A 14,270-nucleotide genomic window follows, 5' to 3' on the forward strand; every position below is an offset into this window, starting at 1 on the left:
GCGACGCATCCTTGGTGCATGACGACCTACCAGAAGACTTCTCTGCAACGTCCCCACGACCAGGCGATGATCGCCGGGGTCTGCGCCGGGCTGGCGCGGCGCTTCGGCATGGGGCCGAACACCGTGCGGGCCTTGTTCCTGCTGTCCTGCCTGCTTCCCGGACCGCAGTTCGTGGTCTACCTCGTGCTCTGGGTCCTCATCCCGAAGTCCTGACGCCACGCGGTGAACGCCGTGGTCAGGACCAGCAGCAGCACTGCCGTGAGAGCGGCCTGCGCGAGCACCGCAGGGGGTGCGGTGTCGGTGCCGAGGGCGAACAGCAGCGGGAACGCGAGGGGAACCCACTTCGCCAGCAGCGCCACCGTCAGCAGGACCACCGCCGCGACCAGGGTGTATCCGATGCGGGGGATCACCAGCGGCGAGCACGGCAGCGCCACGGCGATGCCGAAGGCCGAGCAGATCAGGTGGACGAGGACTCCCAGGGCGAGCGTGCCCGGTGGGACGTGGGCGCCGTGCGTGACGGCGCCCCAGCCCACCGCCAGCACCGCGAGCCCCGCCGAGCAGGCCAGGACGGTCAGCACCATGCTGATCAGCACGCGGGTGAACGAGCCCGCGTGCGCGGCCACGACCGCGCGCTGCTCCGGGCCGGAGATCCCGGCCAGCGCGATGATCAACCAACCGGACACCAGCAGCGAGGACGCGGCCGTCACCGCGTATCCGGGGAGCACGGGTCCTGGGTTCGCTCTGCTCAGCACGGCCAGCACTCCCAGGTGGACGAGCACCGGCGGCAGGTATCGCTGGGAGTGGCCGAGCTCGGCGAACTGGTAGCGGACCAGCGCGATCATCGGGGCCCGCCGGCCGAATCCACCGCGAGCACCGCGCAGCCCGACCGGATCGCCTCGGCCAGCACGGCCTCCCGTCGCGCCAGGTCCACGTCGAGCTCCACGTTCCGGCCGTGCCGGACGCCGACCACGCCGTCGTGCGCCGCCCAGTCCGCGTCCCGTCCGCCGCGCAGCACGATCCGGCAGAGCGCGAGCCCCGCTTCGAGCTCGGCGAGCCGTCCGCCGGTCAACCGGTAGGACCGGGTCGCGGTGGCGCGGACGAACTCCGGCCGGTGGTCGGTGAACACGACGGCCGCGCCGTCGGCCGCCACCTCGTCGATGACCTCGGAGAGCACCGGGCGGGTCTCGGCGTCCAGCCCCGACCACGGTTCGTCGAGCACGAGCAGCTCCGGTTCGGCCAGCAGCGCCTGGGCGAGCGCCACCTTCTGCGCGTTGCCCTTGGACAGGTCCCGCAGCGGGGTGTCCGGACCACCGGCCAGCGCGAACCGCGCCAACCAGCGAGCAGCCCGATCATCGGCGTCACTCCTGGTCAGGCCGCTGATCCTGCCGAGGTGCCGGAGGTAGGCGCGAGCGCTCATCCGCTGCTGGGCCGGGAACCTGTCTGGCACGTGACCCACCCGCGGCACGGTCCGGACAGCACCGGCGGACGGCCGGGACACCCCGGCCAGGATCCGCAGCAAGGTCGACTTCCCGGTCCCGTTGGCGCCCAGGACGCCGACGATCTCACCGGGGCGGACCACCAGGTCGACGCCGCGCAGCACCGCCCGCTCGCCGTGCCGCTTGGCCACGCCGGACGCGGCCACGACGGGCTGGGCGGAGACGGGCTGCGCCGCGTCGACGGTCACCGGGTCGCGTGCGCGTCGAGGACGTAGGCGATGGCGCTGGTGATCTTCGCGGCGAAGGCGAGGTCGAGGCTCTCGTCCGGGACGTGCGCGTTGCTGTCCGGGCCGAGCGCGCCGGTGACCACGAACTGGGCGTCCGGGTAGGCCTCGTGCAGCAGGCCCATGAACGGGATCGATCCGCCCAGACCCATCGTCCGCCACTCGGCCCCGAAGATCTCCTCACCTGCGGTGTTGAGGGCGTCCGAGAGCCAGGACGCCGGGTCCGGGGCGTTCCAGCCGAGGCCGGCCTCCGCGTGCCCGAAGCTGACCTGGGCGCCGTAGGGGACGTCCTCGGACAGGCGCCGCTGCACGGCTTCCAGCGCGGTCTCGGGGTCGGCGGTGGGCGGCAACCGGAAGCTCAGCTGCAGCGTCGTCGACGGCCGCAGCACGTTGCCCGCGTCGGCGGGCTTGGGCAGGCCGTCCGCGCCGATCACCGACAGCGTCGGACGCCAGAAGTTGTTCAGCGCCAGCTCGACCTCGTCCTCGTCGACCGGCCGCAGTCCCTCGGGCCACGGCACGGAGTCGCGGACCATGCCGGGAACGGCGGCGACGGCGGCCCGGGTCTCGGCGACCCGGTTCGCGGGGATGTCCACGTTGAGCTCGGGCAGCAGGATCTCGCCGGTCCGCGAGTCCTCGATGCGGTCCAGCAGCTGCCGGATGATCCGGAACGAGCTGGGCACGATGCCGCTGGCGATGCCCGAGTGCAGCCCGGAGTCGAGCACCTGCACCTCGACCTCCAGCTGCACCATCCCGCGCAGCGAGTTGGTCAGCCACATCCGCTGGTAGTCGCCCGCGCCGGAGTCCAGGCACACCACCAGCGACACGGCGCCGAGCCGGTCGCGCAGGTGCTCCAGGTAGGCGGGCAGGTCGGGGCTGCCGGACTCCTCGCCGGTCTCCAGCAGCACGACGCAGCGCGCGTGCGCGCCGCCGTTCGCGCGGACGGCTTCGATCGCGGTGACCGCCGCGTACCCGGCGTAGCCGTCGTCGGCGGCGCCGCGGCCGTAGAGCTTGCCGTCGCGGACCACCGGCGTCCACGGGCCAAGGCCCTCGGACCAGCCGCCGACCGGCGGCTGCTTGTCGAGGTGGCCGTAGAGCAGCACCGACTCGTCCGGCGCGCCGGACGAGCCCGGCACGTCCACCAGCAGCAGCGGGGTTCGCCCGGGGAGTCTCACGACGTCGATCTCGGCGCCTTCGATCCCGCGGCCGTCGATCCAGGCCCGCACGTGCTCGATGGCGGCGTCGAGGTATCCGGTGTTCTCCCAGTCGGCGTCGAACGACGGCGACACCGCGGGAATCCTCACCAGATCGGAGAGGCTCGGCAGAATCGCCTCGTCCCACGCCTGGTCAACGGTCTTGGCAGCAGCAGCTCGATCCACGGGCGCGATCCTATGCCGGGTTCCGGGAGTTGTCCGGACCTCCTGGGGCGAGTGGCGTGATGCCGTCAGCTGCCCGCGGCGCCCGCGCTGGCCGCGGCCGCGGTGGTCACGGCGATGGCGGCGGTGGTCTGCGCGATCACGTCGCGGACGGCCTCGCCGAGCTGCTCGCCCTTGCTGATCTCCTTGAGCCGCTTGCGCTCGGCCCGGTCCAGGCCGAAGTGCGAGTGCAGCCCGGTGGCGTGCACCAGCGCCGCCAGCAGCGCGAGGCGTTCGTCGAGCGCGACCTCGTTGCGCGCGGCGGCGCGCACGCGGGCGATCAGCACGTCCCGCGTGCCCGGGTCGGGCGTGAAGGAGTTGCTGGTGAACATCAGCCACTTGGTGCGCTCGTGCCGCACCAGCCCGCGTGCGGCGAGCGCCTCGGCGTGCTGCTTGCGGGCCGGGCCTCGGCTCTGGATGTAGGTCGTCGCGGCCACGGGTTTGTTCTTGGCCCCGGCCTTGCGGTTGATCAGCGCGATGCTCTCGTCGATCCAGGCGGTGCCGCTGGGCTCGGCGTCGAGCACGCGCAGCTTCTTGTTCTCGATGCCGACGCGACCGGTGAGCACCAGCTCGCCCAGCTCGGCGGCGCCGACGTGGTTGGAGGAGGCGTAGTACGAGCCGTTCGGCTTGTGCAGGAGCAGCACGAACTCCTCGGGCAGGCTCAAGGTGGTCATGCCAGGAGTCTGGCAGCGAACCGGAGGCCAGTGCGCGGATTCGTCGCAGCTCGTGACGTTTGTCAGGTCAACTCGTGCGCCTGCCGCTGGTCTGTTCGGGTCAGCCATCACCGGGGTGGGTGTTGTCGTATTTGCGCAACCCACCGCCCCGCCTCCCCAATATCGGTACCGCAATGGTCCGTAAGTCGTTAGTCGGGCGTCCATTAATTCGATGACCTGCGAATTCACTCCGTCCACAGAAGAACTAACGTGATCTCACGGGAGCGGACCGCTCGCTGCTGAACCGATCCACTCCCTGTGGCAGGGCTCACGGACCACGTGGTTTTCGTGCCAGGATGACGAGGAGCGATCCACCGCTCCGCTGGGCTGACCGGGTGACCCACCAGGTCCGAGGCAGGCTAGCGGGGCAAGCCGGTCACCACCGCCACAAGCGGTGGCCGTCGGCGCGAGACGAGGAGATCACACATGTCCCCCGAGAAATGGACGTCCTCTTCAGACAATCCGCCCGCGAACCCCACCGACCTCCCTGCCGCAACCGCAGCCAAGCCCACACGGGAACAGGTGATCGCCGGTTTGCGCGCGACGAGTGAAGGCGGGGCTGATCTCGTTCAGCTCCTCACCCCAGAAGGCCAGCGGGTCCAGCACCCGGAATTCGACATCGACATCTCCCCCGAGCAGCTGCGCGGCCTGTACCGCGACATGGTGCTGGTTCGCCGCGCCGACCGGGAGGGGAACGCGCTGCAGCGCCAGGGCCAGCTCGGCATCTGGGTACCGCTGCTCGGCCAGGAAGCCGCCCAGATCGGGGCGGGCAGGGCGCTGAAGCCCCAGGACATGGCTTTCCCGAGCTATCGGGAGCACGGCGTGGCCTGGACTCGCGGCATCGACCCCACCGAACTGCTGGGGATCTTCCGTGGGACCGACCACGGCAGCTGGGACCCCGCGAGCACCGGGTTCCACCTGTACACGATCGTCATCGGCAACCAATGCCTCAACGCCACCGGCTACGCGATGGGCCAGCGCTTCGACGGCAAGGTCGGCGACCCCGACGGCGAAGCCACCATGGTGTTCTTCGGCGACGGCGCCACCAGCCAGGGCGACGTCCACGAGGCCATGGTGTGGTCGGCCGTCTACGACTCGCCGGTCGTCTTCTTCTGCCAGAACAACCAGTGGGCGATCTCCGAGCCCCTGGAGCGCCAGACCCGAGTGCCGCTCTACCAGCGCGCCAGCGGGTACGGCTTCCCCGGCATCCGGGTGGACGGCAACGACGTGCTGGCCAGCCTCGCGGTCTCGAAGTGGGCGCTGGAGGAGTGCCGCACCGGCAACGGGCCGGTGCTCATCGAGGCGTTCACCTACCGGATGGACGCCCACACCACCTCCGACGACCCGACCCGCTACCGGATGTCGGACGAGCACGAAGCGTGGAAGCTCAAGGACCCGATCGAGCGCCTGCGGGTGCACCTGATCCGGGAGCACGCCGCTGACCAGGAGTTCTTCGACTCCATCGACGCCGAGGCCGACGAGCTCGCGGCGAGGTTCCGAGACTTCTGCTTCTCCATGCCCGAACCGCCACCGGAGCGGATGTTCTCGCAGGTGTACGCCGAGGAGACCCCGCAGATCGCCGCGCAGCGCGAGGACCACCTGCGCTACCTGGCCGGATTCGCCGACGAGACCGCCGGCGCGGACGCGATGGCAGGAGGTGCGCACTGATGGCCGCGCCCGCTCTCGAACGCCCGACCACCGCGCCGGGAACCCAGACCGTCACCATCGCCAAGGCGCTGAACATGGGGCTGCGCGCGTCGCTGGAGCGCGACCCGAAGGTGCTGGTGATGGGTGAGGACGTCGGCAAGCTCGGCGGTGTCTTCCGGATCACCGACGGCCTGCAGAAGGACTTCGGCGAGCACCGGGTGCTCGACACCCCGCTGGCCGAGTCCGGGATCATCGGCACCGCGATCGGCCTGGCCATTCGCGGCTACCGGCCGGTGTGCGAGATCCAGTTCGACGGATTCATCTTCCCCGGCTTCGACCAGATCATCAGCCAGCTCGCGAAGCTGCACTTCCGCAGCCAGGGCAAGGTCAAGGTGCCGATCGTCATCCGGGTCCCCTACGGCGGCGGCATCGGCGCGGTCGAGCACCACTCGGAGTCGCCGGAATCGCTGTTCGCGCACATCGCGGGCCTGAAGGTGGTGTCCTGCTCGAACCCGGTGGACGCCTACTGGATGTTGCAGCAGGCCATCGAGTCCGACGACCCGGTGCTGTTCTTCGAGCCCAAGCGCCGCTACTACGAGAAGGCCGAGCTCGACACCACGATCGATCCGCTGCCGCTGCTGAGCTCCCGGGTCGTGCGGCCCGGCTCGGCGGTGACCGTCGCGGCCTACGGCCCGATGGTGCGCACCTGCCTCGACGCGGCGGTCGCGGCCGCCGAGGACGGGCTGGACCTGGAGGTCATCGACCTGCGCGCGCTGTCCCCGCTGGACCTGGGTCCGGTGTGCGAGTCGGTGCGGCGCACCGGCCGGTTGGTGCTGGTCAGCGAGGCGCCGTCGGAATCGTCGGTCACCTCGGAGATCGCCGGCCGGGTGCAGCAGGAGTGCTTCTACTCGCTGGAGGCCCCGGTGCTGCGGGCGACCGGGTTCGACGCGCCCTACCCGCCGTCGAAGTTGGAGGAGGGCTTCCTGCCCGACCTCGACCGGGTGCTGGACGTCGTCGACCGTTCGCTGGCGTACTGAGGGGAGTTCATCGATGGCGCTCAAGAGTTTCCCCCTGCCCGACGTCGGCGAGGGGTTGACCGAGGCGGAGATCGTCGGCTGGAAGGTGCAGCCCGGCGAGAACGTCACGGTCAACCAGGTGATCGTGGAGATCGAGACGGCCAAGGCCTCCGTGGAGCTGCCCTGCCCGTGGGCGGGCACGATCCGCGAACTGCTGGTGGAGCCCGGTCAGACCGTCGAGGTCGGCACGCCGATCATCAGCATCGAGATGGCCGGTGCCGCCGAACCGGAACCGGAGCCGGACGCGAGCTCCGGCAAGATCGGCGAGGAGTCCAACGGCCGGATCGCCACGCTGGTCGGCTACGGCCCGCGGACGTCCTCGGCCAAGCGGCGTCCGCGCAAGGACCGGCACGCGGCCACCAACGGCACGGAGTCCAACGGCACGGCCGTGGCCACCGTCGCCGCACCGCCGGAACCGCGGAAACCGCAGGTCCAGGAGGCCGTCGGGCACGTCCCGCTGGCCAAGCCGCCGGTCCGGAAGCTCGCCAAGGGGCTCGGCGTGGACCTGCGCTCCCTCGCGGGCTCGGGCACGGGCGGGGTGATCACCCGCGAGGACGTGGAATCCGCGGCAGCACCGGCCGGGTCCCGGACCGACGCTCCCGCGGCCGTTCCGGCCGGTGACCGCGAGCGGCGGGTCCCGATCAAGGGCGTCCGGAAGGCGACCGCGCAGGCCATGGTGGAGAGCGCGTTCACCGCGCCGCACGTCACCGAGTTCCTGACGGTCGACGTCACGCCGATGATGGAGCTGCGCGAGCAGCTCAAGTCGGACCCGGCGCTGCGCGGGGTGAAGATCACGCCGCTGGCGTTCGCGGCCAAGGCCATGTGCCTGGCCGCCCGCCGGACCCCGGACGTCAACGCGACCTGGGACGAGGCGGCCGGCGAGATCGTCTACAAGGACTACGTGCACCTCGGGGTCGCGGCGGCCACGCCGCGCGGCCTGGTGGTGCCCAAGGTCCGCGACGCCGACCGGATGTCCCTGCGGGAGCTGGCCGAGGCGCTGGAGCAGCTGACCACCACCGCCAGGGACGGCAAGACGGCCCCGGCGGACATGGTCGGCGGCACGATCACCATCACCAACGTCGGCGTCTTCGGCGTCGACACCGGCACGCCGATCATCAACCCCGGTGAGTCCGCGATCCTCGCGTTCGGCGCGATCCGCGACATGCCGTGGGTGGTCGACGGACAGGTGGTGCCGCGCAAGGTCTGCCAGCTGGCGCTGAGCTTCGACCACCGCGTGGTCGACGGGCAGCAGGGTTCCCAGTACCTCGCCGACGTCGGCGCGCTGCTGGCGAACCCGAGCATGGCGTTCACCTACTGAGGCACGGCGGAGGGGCGCTCCCGGATCCCGGGGGCGCCCCTCACGTGCGCTTGAAGACTCGAACTCCCAGTTCAGGGGTCCACGAGGTGATCACCAGGTGGGTCTGGTCGTCGGAGACCTTCGTCGTGACCACCTCGGTGATCGCGCAGCGGAAGAGGTGCGCGTCGGACTGCGGCGCCTGGACCTCGGCCACCCACGTGCTCTGCTCGTCGCCGGTGACCTCGGTCGCGACGCCGGCGATCTTGACGTCGGGATCGGCCATCGTGCCGTCGCCGGGGTTGGTGTGCAGCGCGAATCGCCCGTCGCGCTGCAGGTCGCGGGCCTTGCGGGCACCGGGCATCGAACCGAAGGTCAGCTCACCGTCGTACCAGCTGACCTCCGTGCCGCTGACCCGCGGAGCGCCGTCCCCGCGCAGCGTCGCCAGCACGTGGTGCCGGGCCGATTCCAGCCGTGCCCGGGCCGCGGCGGCCAGCTCGGGTTCCTGATCAGCGAATTCCTGCCATCCGGTCATGCCGGTCAGAGTGGCAGAGGGCACCGACGGAAGCGTCCGGACAGACGAACGGCCCGCACCGCGATCCCCCCGGATGCGGTGCGGGCCGTTCGGCCAAGTCTGCTCAGTTCCCCTTGCGGCGGCGTCCGCCGCGGCGGGATCCGGAAGTACCGGAGCTCGAAGAGCCTGATCCCGAAGCTGCGGAGCCTGCCGACACGGCGACGGGTTCCGCCGCCTCCGCCGGGGCGTCCTGCTCGGGCTCCTGGGACTTCTGCTCGTCGTACTCGCGGAGAAAGTCGAACGCGTGCTTGTCGAAGTCGTGGATGTCGATCTCCGGCAGTTCGCCGAGCTCCTTGTTGAGCTCCCGGAAGATCGGTGTCTCCACCTCTGGGGTCGTCAACTTCTTCACCGCTTCGCCCTCCCGTTCGTCATCGAAGCGTTGGCCGAGCCGAGCTCTCCCCGCGGAGCTCGTCGATGGGCCGAAGGGACCAGGCCCTTCGCTCATCGGTGGGACGCGTGCCGCCGCTCATCCTGACGCGGCGACCCGCCGTTCATCCAATCGGACCAGGCTGTTGCGCCCTGCCCACGCACATGGTGCAACAACGATCACGATCCGGCTCGATGAATCGATCTCACACATCCGCCAGGCCGCATACTGCCCTCTGTGGAATCAACACCGGTACCCGTTGTGCAATTCCGCACCGTGTCATATGCCACTGACCTGCGGTTAACCCGGGGATCACGTTGATCTGCTACTGGGAAGACCGCGAACGGACCGGCTCCGCTGGATTCGCCGAGCGCGGTCCGTTCGCCTGGGCCCGGGTCGTCGTGGGGGGCTTTCCGGCGACCCGGTGTCCGGTGGTGCGATTCAGGCCTTGGGGATCTGGAAGAGCTTGGGCAGGTTGACCGCGAACCCGATGTCGCCTGCGAGCCTGACCCGCCGTGCCATGACCAGCTTCGGAGCGGTGGTGTTCCCCGAGGTCAGCTGCACGAAGTCGAGCGGGGTCATGGTGATCGTGACCGTCCCGGCGTCGCTCTGGGAACCCTTGGTCACCTGGCAGCCGCGCTGGTCGAGCTCGCACTCGTAGTGCAGCAGGTCGTCGTCCTTGCCGATCCGCCAGTTCACCACCGCGTGGCTGCGCTTGGCGTTCTCTGGCTGGTAGTGCCGGCTCATGCGGCGGAAGATCTCGTCGACGATGCTCTCGCTCAGCTCCGGCCGGGAGAGGACGGCCTTGAGCTGTTCGGTCGACGCGCGTGAGATCAGTTGTGCGAAACGCTCAGCGCTCAGGGAGCTGAGGTCCAGCCCCTCGTTGGCGGCGTGGGAGGCGGCGTGCAGCATCTCGACCAGCTCGGCCTTGTCGATCTGCCGGGGGTCGACCTCGGCGAGCGCGCTGATCGGGTCGATCGGGGATTGAGGCAACGCTGCCACCTCCATTACCTACTGGGGAGTAAGACTACGGGCGAGTAGGTTGGCGGGCAAGCCTCCGGACCCGGGTCCCTCTCCACTAGCCTGAGGCGAATTACCAGCGTATGAGGTGAGATGGAAGATCAACGGGCCAGCGAGCGCCCCCGATCCCGGCGTTTGCCCAGGGCTGTGCGTGAACGACAGATCCTCGACGCCGCCGTGGAGGTGTTCGCCAAGCACGGCTTCCACAACGCGTCGATGGACGAGATCGCGGAGACGGCGAGCATTTCCAAGCCGATGCTCTACGCCTACCTCGGCGCCAAGGACGAGCTGTTCATCGCCTGCGTTCGTCGCGAAGCCGCCAAGCTCGTGGACGCCATCGGCGCCGACATCGGGACCGACCTGACCCCGGCCGACCAGCTCTGGCACCGGCTGCACATGTTCTTCGAGTACGTGCACGACAACAAGGCGGGCTGGCAACTGCTGCACCGCCAGGGCGATGTGCCCGGCGAGCCCTACGTCCAGGAGCTCTCCGAGTGGCGGGTGCGCGCCACCGAGCTGATCGCGGCGCTGCTCGCCGAGGCCACCACGAACCAGCCGCAGCCCATGCAGTCCGAGCAGACCGAGCCCTTCGCGGCGGCCCTGGTCGGAGCAGGCGAAGCGCTCGTCGAGTGGTGGTTCCAGCATCCCGAGTTCACCGCCGAGGGCATGGCCATGCGCCTGATGAACATGCTCTGGCTCGGCTTCGGCGAGCTCGTCGAGGGCCGCTCCTGGTTCCCCTCCTCGACGATCCCCCAGTCCGAGGACCCCACGGGCTCCTGACCGGCAGAACGACGAAGACCGCGGTTCTCGCACCTGCGCGAACCGCGGTCTTCGTGTTCCGGTGAGCCGCGTCAGGCCGTGACGGAGCCCGTGAGGTGGGGTTTCCCGGACCGGGAGTGCAGTGCGAAGTCCCAGCCGGAGCCCGCCGGACGCATCGTGAAGTCGGCCTTCGACGGCAGCAGCAAGGGCTTGGCGAAGTCGACGTCGACGGTGAACGCGTCCGGCAGCCGTCCCTCGAGGGCCGCGAGGCAGCGGGCCTTGGACCACATGCCGTGCGCGATCGCCTTCGGGAAGCCGAAGGCCTTGGCCGTCAGCGGGTGCAGGTGGATCGGGTTGCGGTCGCCGGACACCGCCGCGTACTCACGGCCGATGTCGGCGGGGACCCGCCAGGTCCCGGACGCGGAACCCGGTTCGATCTCCCGGCGCTCCTTCTGCGGCGCGTTCTCGTCCCGCTTGCCCACCCGCAGGTAGGTGCTGGTCTCGCGCCACACCACCTCGCCACCCGCGCTGGTCTCGGTGACCACGTCGAACTGCTTGCCCTTCGGGTGCGGGCGGAGGTCGGCGACCCGGACCGACTGCGTCAGCACGTCGGTCACCAGCAGCGGCCGGTCCTGCTGGATCCGGTTGGCCACGTGCACCAGGCCGACCAGCGGGAACGGGAACCCCTTGTCGGTCATCAACTGCACCGACGCGGGGAACGACAGGATGTGCGGGTAGGTGATCGGCAGCTCGTCGCGCAGCCGGAACCCGCAGACCCGGTTGTACTCGGCGAGCTCCACCGGATCGACGGCGATGTCGCGACGCACGTACTCGGTGCCGGGCAGCTCGCCGCCGCGCCGGGTCGGGCCGGTCGCGGCCGCCTTGAGGTACAGCGGCCCCAGGCTCGGAGCGGTGGAAAGTTCGGGCATGTCCTCTCCTGACCTCAGGCGCCGAGCAGGCTCTGGCCGCAGACGCGGACCACGTTGCCGTTGACGCCGGCCGAAGCGGGGTTGGCGTACCAGGCGATGGTCTCGGCGACGTCGACCGGCAGCCCGCCCTGCGACATGCTGTTCATCCGACGGCCGGCCTCCCGCACGAACAGCGGGATCGCGGCGGTCATCTTGGTCTCGATGAAGCCCGGCGCGACCGCGTTGATCGTGGCGCCCTTCTTCGCGGCCAGCGGCGCGATGGACTGCACGTGGCCGATCACGCCCGCCTTCGACGCGGCGTAGTTGCTCTGGCCGACGTTGCCCGCGATGCCGCTCATCGACGACACGCAGATGATCCGGCCACCGGCGCGCAGCGGGGAGTCCTTGCCGAGGAGCTTGTCGTTGATCCGCTCCTGCGAGGACAGGTTCACCGCGAGCACCGAGTCCCACTGGGCCTCGCTCATCCGGCCGATCGTCTTGTCGCGGGTGATGCCCGCGTTGTGCACCACGACGTCCAGGCCGTCGAAGCGCTCGGTGAAGTGCTCGGCGAGCTTGTCAGGCGCGTCCTCGGCGGTGATGTCGAGCTGCAGCGTCGAGCCGCCGATGCGGTTGGCGACCTCGCTGAGCTCGCCGCCCTGCGCGGGCACGTCCAGGCACACGACGTGCGCACCGTCGCGGGCGAGGGTCTCGGCGATGGCCGCACCGATGCCGCGGGACGCGCCGGTGACCAGCGCGATCTTGTCCTGCAGCGGGCGGGCCTGGGCGATCTCCGGCACGTCGGCCTTGCCGATGCGGACGACCTGGCCGGACACGTAGGCCGACTTGCCGGACAGCAGGAAGCGGAGCGTGGAGTCGGTGGCCTTCTCGGCACCGTCGGCGACGTAGACCAGCTGGGCGGTGGCACCGCGCTTGAGCTCCTTGCCCGCGGTGCGGGTGAAGCCCTCCAGGGCCCGCTGCGCGGTCGCCGCGCGCGGGTCGGACAGGCTCTCCGGCTGAGTGCCCAGGACGATCAGCCGACCGCTGCCCTCGATCTGCCGGATCGCGGGCGCGAAGAAGTCGTACAGCGCGCGCAGGCCCTCGCTGGAGGTGATGCCGGTGGCGTCGAAGACCAGCGCGGCGTAGCGCTCGCCGTCGGCGCGCTCCTTGCGGACGTCGGCACCGACCTCCTGCAAGGTCGCGTTCAGGGAGTCGGTGAGCCGGCCCGAACCGCCGAGCAGCACCGGCCCGGTGATCAGCGGCTCGCCGGGCTTGAAGCGGCGCAGCGGGGTCGGGTCGGGCAGCCCCAGCTTCTTGACGAACTGGCGCCCGAACGCGGACTGGGTGAACTGCTGGTATCGATCGGACATCTTCAGATACTCCCGAGGAGGCGGTTCATGAGGGTTCGGACACGAAGTCGCGCGGTCACTCGACGGCTAACCTACCCACGGGTAGGTTAGATTGGCCAGGAACGAACCAGCAACGAGGGAGTAGTCATGGCCACCGCTCGGCGAGTCGCGATCCTCGGCGGCAATCGGATCCCGTTCGCGCGATCCGGCGGCCCCTTCGCTCGCGCGTCCAACCAAGACATGCTGACCGCAGCGCTCGACGGACTCGTCGCCCGCTTCGGTCTCTCGGACAAGACGGTAGACGAGTTCGTCGCCGGCGCCGTGCTCAAGCACAGCCGCGACTTCAACCTCGCGCGCGAGACCGTGCTGGGTTCCAAGCTCGACCCGCGGACCCCCGCTCACGACGTGCAGATGGCGTGCGCGACCGGGCTCGAAGCCATCGTCTCCGTCGCGAACAAGATCGCGCTCGGGCAGATCGAGGTCGGCATCGGCGGCGGCGTCGACTCCGCCAGCGACGCGCCCATCGCGGTCAACGACGACTTCCGCCGGGTGCTGCTCAAGGCCAACCACGCCAAGAGCACCGGCGCCAAGATCAAGGCTCTGGCCGGTGCTCGGCCGCAGCACGTGGTGCCGGAGATCCCGCAGAACTCCGAGCCGCGCACCGGGCTGTCCATGGGCGAGCACGCGGCCAAGACGGCCCTGGACTGGGAGATCACCCGCGAAGCGCAGGACGAGCTCGCCGCGCGCAGCCACCACCGGCTGGCCGCCGCGTACGACCGCGGCTTCTTCGACGACCTGCTCACCTCGTTCCAGGGCGTGGCCAAGGACCAGAACCTGCGTCCCGGCAGCTCCGTGGAGAAGCTCGCGAAGCTCCAGCCGGTCTTCGGCAAGGGCGAGGGCGCCACGATGACCGCGGGCAACTCGACCCCGCTGACCGACGGCGCCTCCACGGTGCTGCTGGCCAGCGAGGAGTGGGCCAAGGCCAACAACGTCCCGGTTCTCGCCTACCTGTCGGACATCGCGCCTGCCGCCGTCGACCACGTCAGCGGCGACGAGGGCCTGCTGATGGCCCCCGCCTACGCGGTGCCGAAGCTGCTGGACCGCAACAAGCTGCAGCTCGGCGACTTCGACTTCTACGAGATCCACGAGGCGTTCGCCTCGCAGGTGCTCTCGACGCTGAAGGCCTGGGAAGACCCGGACTTCTGCAAGAACCGCCTGGGCCGGGACAAGGTCCTGGGCGAGATCGACACCGCGAAGCTCAACGTCAACGGCTCGTCGCTGGCCGCGGGCCACCCGTTCGCCGCGACCGGCGGTCGCATCGTGGCCACCCTCGCCAAGCTCCTCGCGGAGAAGGGCAAGGGCAAGGGCCTGATCTCGATCTGCGCCGCAGGTGGTCAGGGCCTCACCGCCGTCGTCGAGCGCTGACGCGCGGTC

General features: G+C 70.2%; 15 protein-coding genes. 6 read left to right on the forward strand and 9 right to left on the reverse strand.

The window, feature by feature from the left end; translation table 11 throughout:
- Positions 1 to 18: 18 nt before the first annotated feature.
- Positions 19 to 213 (forward strand): PspC domain-containing protein, encoded by a 195-nt coding sequence (locus tag FHU35_RS16885; RefSeq protein ID WP_145740746.1) that lies wholly within the window; start codon positions 19 to 21, stop codon positions 211 to 213.
- On the opposite strand, the gene FHU35_RS16890 is transcribed toward FHU35_RS16885, so the two are convergent.
- From FHU35_RS16890 to FHU35_RS16905, 4 genes are all read right to left on the reverse strand, one after another.
- Positions 177 to 842 carry a hypothetical protein gene (locus FHU35_RS16890; RefSeq protein WP_145740748.1) on the reverse strand — a complete coding sequence of 222 codons (666 nt, stop codon included), beginning with the start codon at positions 840 to 842 and terminating at the stop codon, positions 177 to 179. The genes FHU35_RS16885 and FHU35_RS16890 overlap by 37 nt on opposite strands.
- Positions 839 to 1,684: an ABC transporter ATP-binding protein gene (locus tag FHU35_RS16895; RefSeq protein ID WP_186459466.1), complete on the reverse strand. Its 846-nt coding sequence runs from the start codon at positions 1,682 to 1,684 to the stop codon at positions 839 to 841. Before FHU35_RS16895 ends, FHU35_RS16890 begins: the two co-directional genes overlap by 4 nt.
- Positions 1,681 to 3,096 (reverse strand): M20/M25/M40 family metallo-hydrolase, encoded by a 1,416-nt coding sequence (locus FHU35_RS16900; protein ID WP_186459467.1) that lies wholly within the window; start codon positions 3,094 to 3,096, stop codon positions 1,681 to 1,683. Before FHU35_RS16900 ends, FHU35_RS16895 begins: the two co-directional genes overlap by 4 nt.
- A gap of 65 nt (positions 3,097 to 3,161) precedes the next feature.
- Complete coding sequence (locus tag FHU35_RS16905) at positions 3,162 to 3,806, reverse strand: GOLPH3/VPS74 family protein (protein ID WP_145740750.1); 645 nt, start codon at positions 3,804 to 3,806, stop codon at positions 3,162 to 3,164.
- A 465-nt stretch (positions 3,807 to 4,271) separates the two neighbouring features.
- On the opposite strand from FHU35_RS16905, the gene pdhA reads away from it, so the two are divergent.
- From pdhA to FHU35_RS16920, 3 genes are read left to right on the forward strand one after another with little or no spacing between them, the layout of a single operon-like run.
- Positions 4,272 to 5,513 (forward strand): pyruvate dehydrogenase (acetyl-transferring) E1 component subunit alpha, encoded by a 1,242-nt coding sequence (gene pdhA, locus FHU35_RS16910; RefSeq protein WP_145740752.1) that lies wholly within the window; start codon positions 4,272 to 4,274, stop codon positions 5,511 to 5,513.
- The gene (locus tag FHU35_RS16915) at positions 5,513 to 6,529 is read left to right on the forward strand and encodes an alpha-ketoacid dehydrogenase subunit beta (protein ID WP_145740755.1); all 1,017 of its coding nucleotides are present in this window, start codon (positions 5,513 to 5,515) and stop codon (positions 6,527 to 6,529) included. Before pdhA ends, FHU35_RS16915 begins: the two co-directional genes overlap by 1 nt.
- A 13-nt stretch (positions 6,530 to 6,542) precedes the next feature.
- Positions 6,543 to 7,886: a dihydrolipoamide acetyltransferase family protein gene (locus FHU35_RS16920; RefSeq protein WP_145740757.1), complete on the forward strand. Its 1,344-nt coding sequence runs from the start codon at positions 6,543 to 6,545 to the stop codon at positions 7,884 to 7,886.
- 40 nt (positions 7,887 to 7,926) lie between these two features.
- Here FHU35_RS16920 and FHU35_RS16925 read toward each other — a convergent pair whose 3' ends face one another.
- The 3 genes from FHU35_RS16925 to FHU35_RS16935 form a co-directional block, all read right to left on the reverse strand.
- Positions 7,927 to 8,421, reverse strand: coding sequence for a pyridoxamine 5'-phosphate oxidase family protein (locus FHU35_RS16925; protein WP_246110362.1), 495 nt, complete (start codon positions 8,419 to 8,421; stop codon positions 7,927 to 7,929).
- A gap of 79 nt (positions 8,422 to 8,500) precedes the next feature.
- Positions 8,501 to 8,785, reverse strand: a complete 285-nt coding sequence (locus FHU35_RS16930) for a hypothetical protein (protein ID WP_425474148.1) — start codon at positions 8,783 to 8,785, stop codon at positions 8,501 to 8,503.
- Positions 8,786 to 9,244: 459 nt separating this feature from the next.
- Entirely contained in the window at positions 9,245 to 9,796 is a 552-nt protein-coding gene (locus FHU35_RS16935) for an SCP2 sterol-binding domain-containing protein (RefSeq protein ID WP_425474149.1), read from the reverse strand.
- Positions 9,797 to 9,970: 174 nt separating this feature from the next.
- On the opposite strand from FHU35_RS16935, the gene FHU35_RS16940 reads away from it, so the two are divergent.
- Positions 9,971 to 10,603, forward strand: a complete 633-nt coding sequence (locus tag FHU35_RS16940) for a TetR/AcrR family transcriptional regulator (RefSeq protein ID WP_425474150.1) — start codon at positions 9,971 to 9,973, stop codon at positions 10,601 to 10,603.
- Positions 10,604 to 10,674: 71 nt separating this feature from the next.
- Here FHU35_RS16940 and FHU35_RS16945 read toward each other — a convergent pair whose 3' ends face one another.
- Positions 10,675 to 11,511, reverse strand: coding sequence for a MaoC/PaaZ C-terminal domain-containing protein (locus FHU35_RS16945; protein ID WP_145740763.1), 837 nt, complete (start codon positions 11,509 to 11,511; stop codon positions 10,675 to 10,677).
- A gap of 14 nt (positions 11,512 to 11,525) precedes the next feature.
- Positions 11,526 to 12,857, reverse strand: coding sequence for a 3-oxoacyl-ACP reductase (locus tag FHU35_RS16950; RefSeq protein WP_145740766.1), 1,332 nt, complete (start codon positions 12,855 to 12,857; stop codon positions 11,526 to 11,528).
- Between the two features lie 126 nt (positions 12,858 to 12,983).
- Between FHU35_RS16950 and FHU35_RS16955 the strand changes: the two genes are divergently transcribed.
- Positions 12,984 to 14,261, forward strand: coding sequence for an acetyl-CoA C-acetyltransferase (locus FHU35_RS16955; protein ID WP_145740768.1), 1,278 nt, complete (start codon positions 12,984 to 12,986; stop codon positions 14,259 to 14,261).
- The last annotated feature ends 9 nt before the right edge of the window (positions 14,262 to 14,270 follow it).

This window comes from Saccharopolyspora dendranthemae, assembly GCF_007829955.1.
Taxonomy (GTDB): Bacteria; Actinomycetota; Actinomycetes; order Mycobacteriales; family Pseudonocardiaceae; genus Saccharopolyspora; species Saccharopolyspora dendranthemae.

What these genes read in the sequence shown, in the direction of transcription:
- FHU35_RS16885 (WP_145740746.1), top strand. Translation starts at nt 19, where the DNA reads ATGACGACCTACCAGAAGACTTCTCTGCAACGTCCCCACGACCAGGCG.
- FHU35_RS16890 (WP_145740748.1), bottom strand. Translation starts at nt 842, where the DNA reads ATGATCGCGCTGGTCCGCTACCAGTTCGCCGAGCTCGGCCACTCCCAG.
- FHU35_RS16905 (WP_145740750.1), bottom strand. Translation starts at nt 3,806, where the DNA reads ATGACCACCTTGAGCCTGCCCGAGGAGTTCGTGCTGCTCCTGCACAAG.
- pdhA (WP_145740752.1), top strand. Translation starts at nt 4,272, where the DNA reads ATGTCCCCCGAGAAATGGACGTCCTCTTCAGACAATCCGCCCGCGAAC.
- FHU35_RS16915 (WP_145740755.1), top strand. Translation starts at nt 5,513, where the DNA reads ATGGCCGCGCCCGCTCTCGAACGCCCGACCACCGCGCCGGGAACCCAG.
- FHU35_RS16920 (WP_145740757.1), top strand. Translation starts at nt 6,543, where the DNA reads ATGGCGCTCAAGAGTTTCCCCCTGCCCGACGTCGGCGAGGGGTTGACC.
- FHU35_RS16945 (WP_145740763.1), bottom strand. Translation starts at nt 11,511, where the DNA reads ATGCCCGAACTTTCCACCGCTCCGAGCCTGGGGCCGCTGTACCTCAAG.
- FHU35_RS16950 (WP_145740766.1), bottom strand. Translation starts at nt 12,857, where the DNA reads ATGTCCGATCGATACCAGCAGTTCACCCAGTCCGCGTTCGGGCGCCAG.
- FHU35_RS16955 (WP_145740768.1), top strand. Translation starts at nt 12,984, where the DNA reads ATGGCCACCGCTCGGCGAGTCGCGATCCTCGGCGGCAATCGGATCCCG.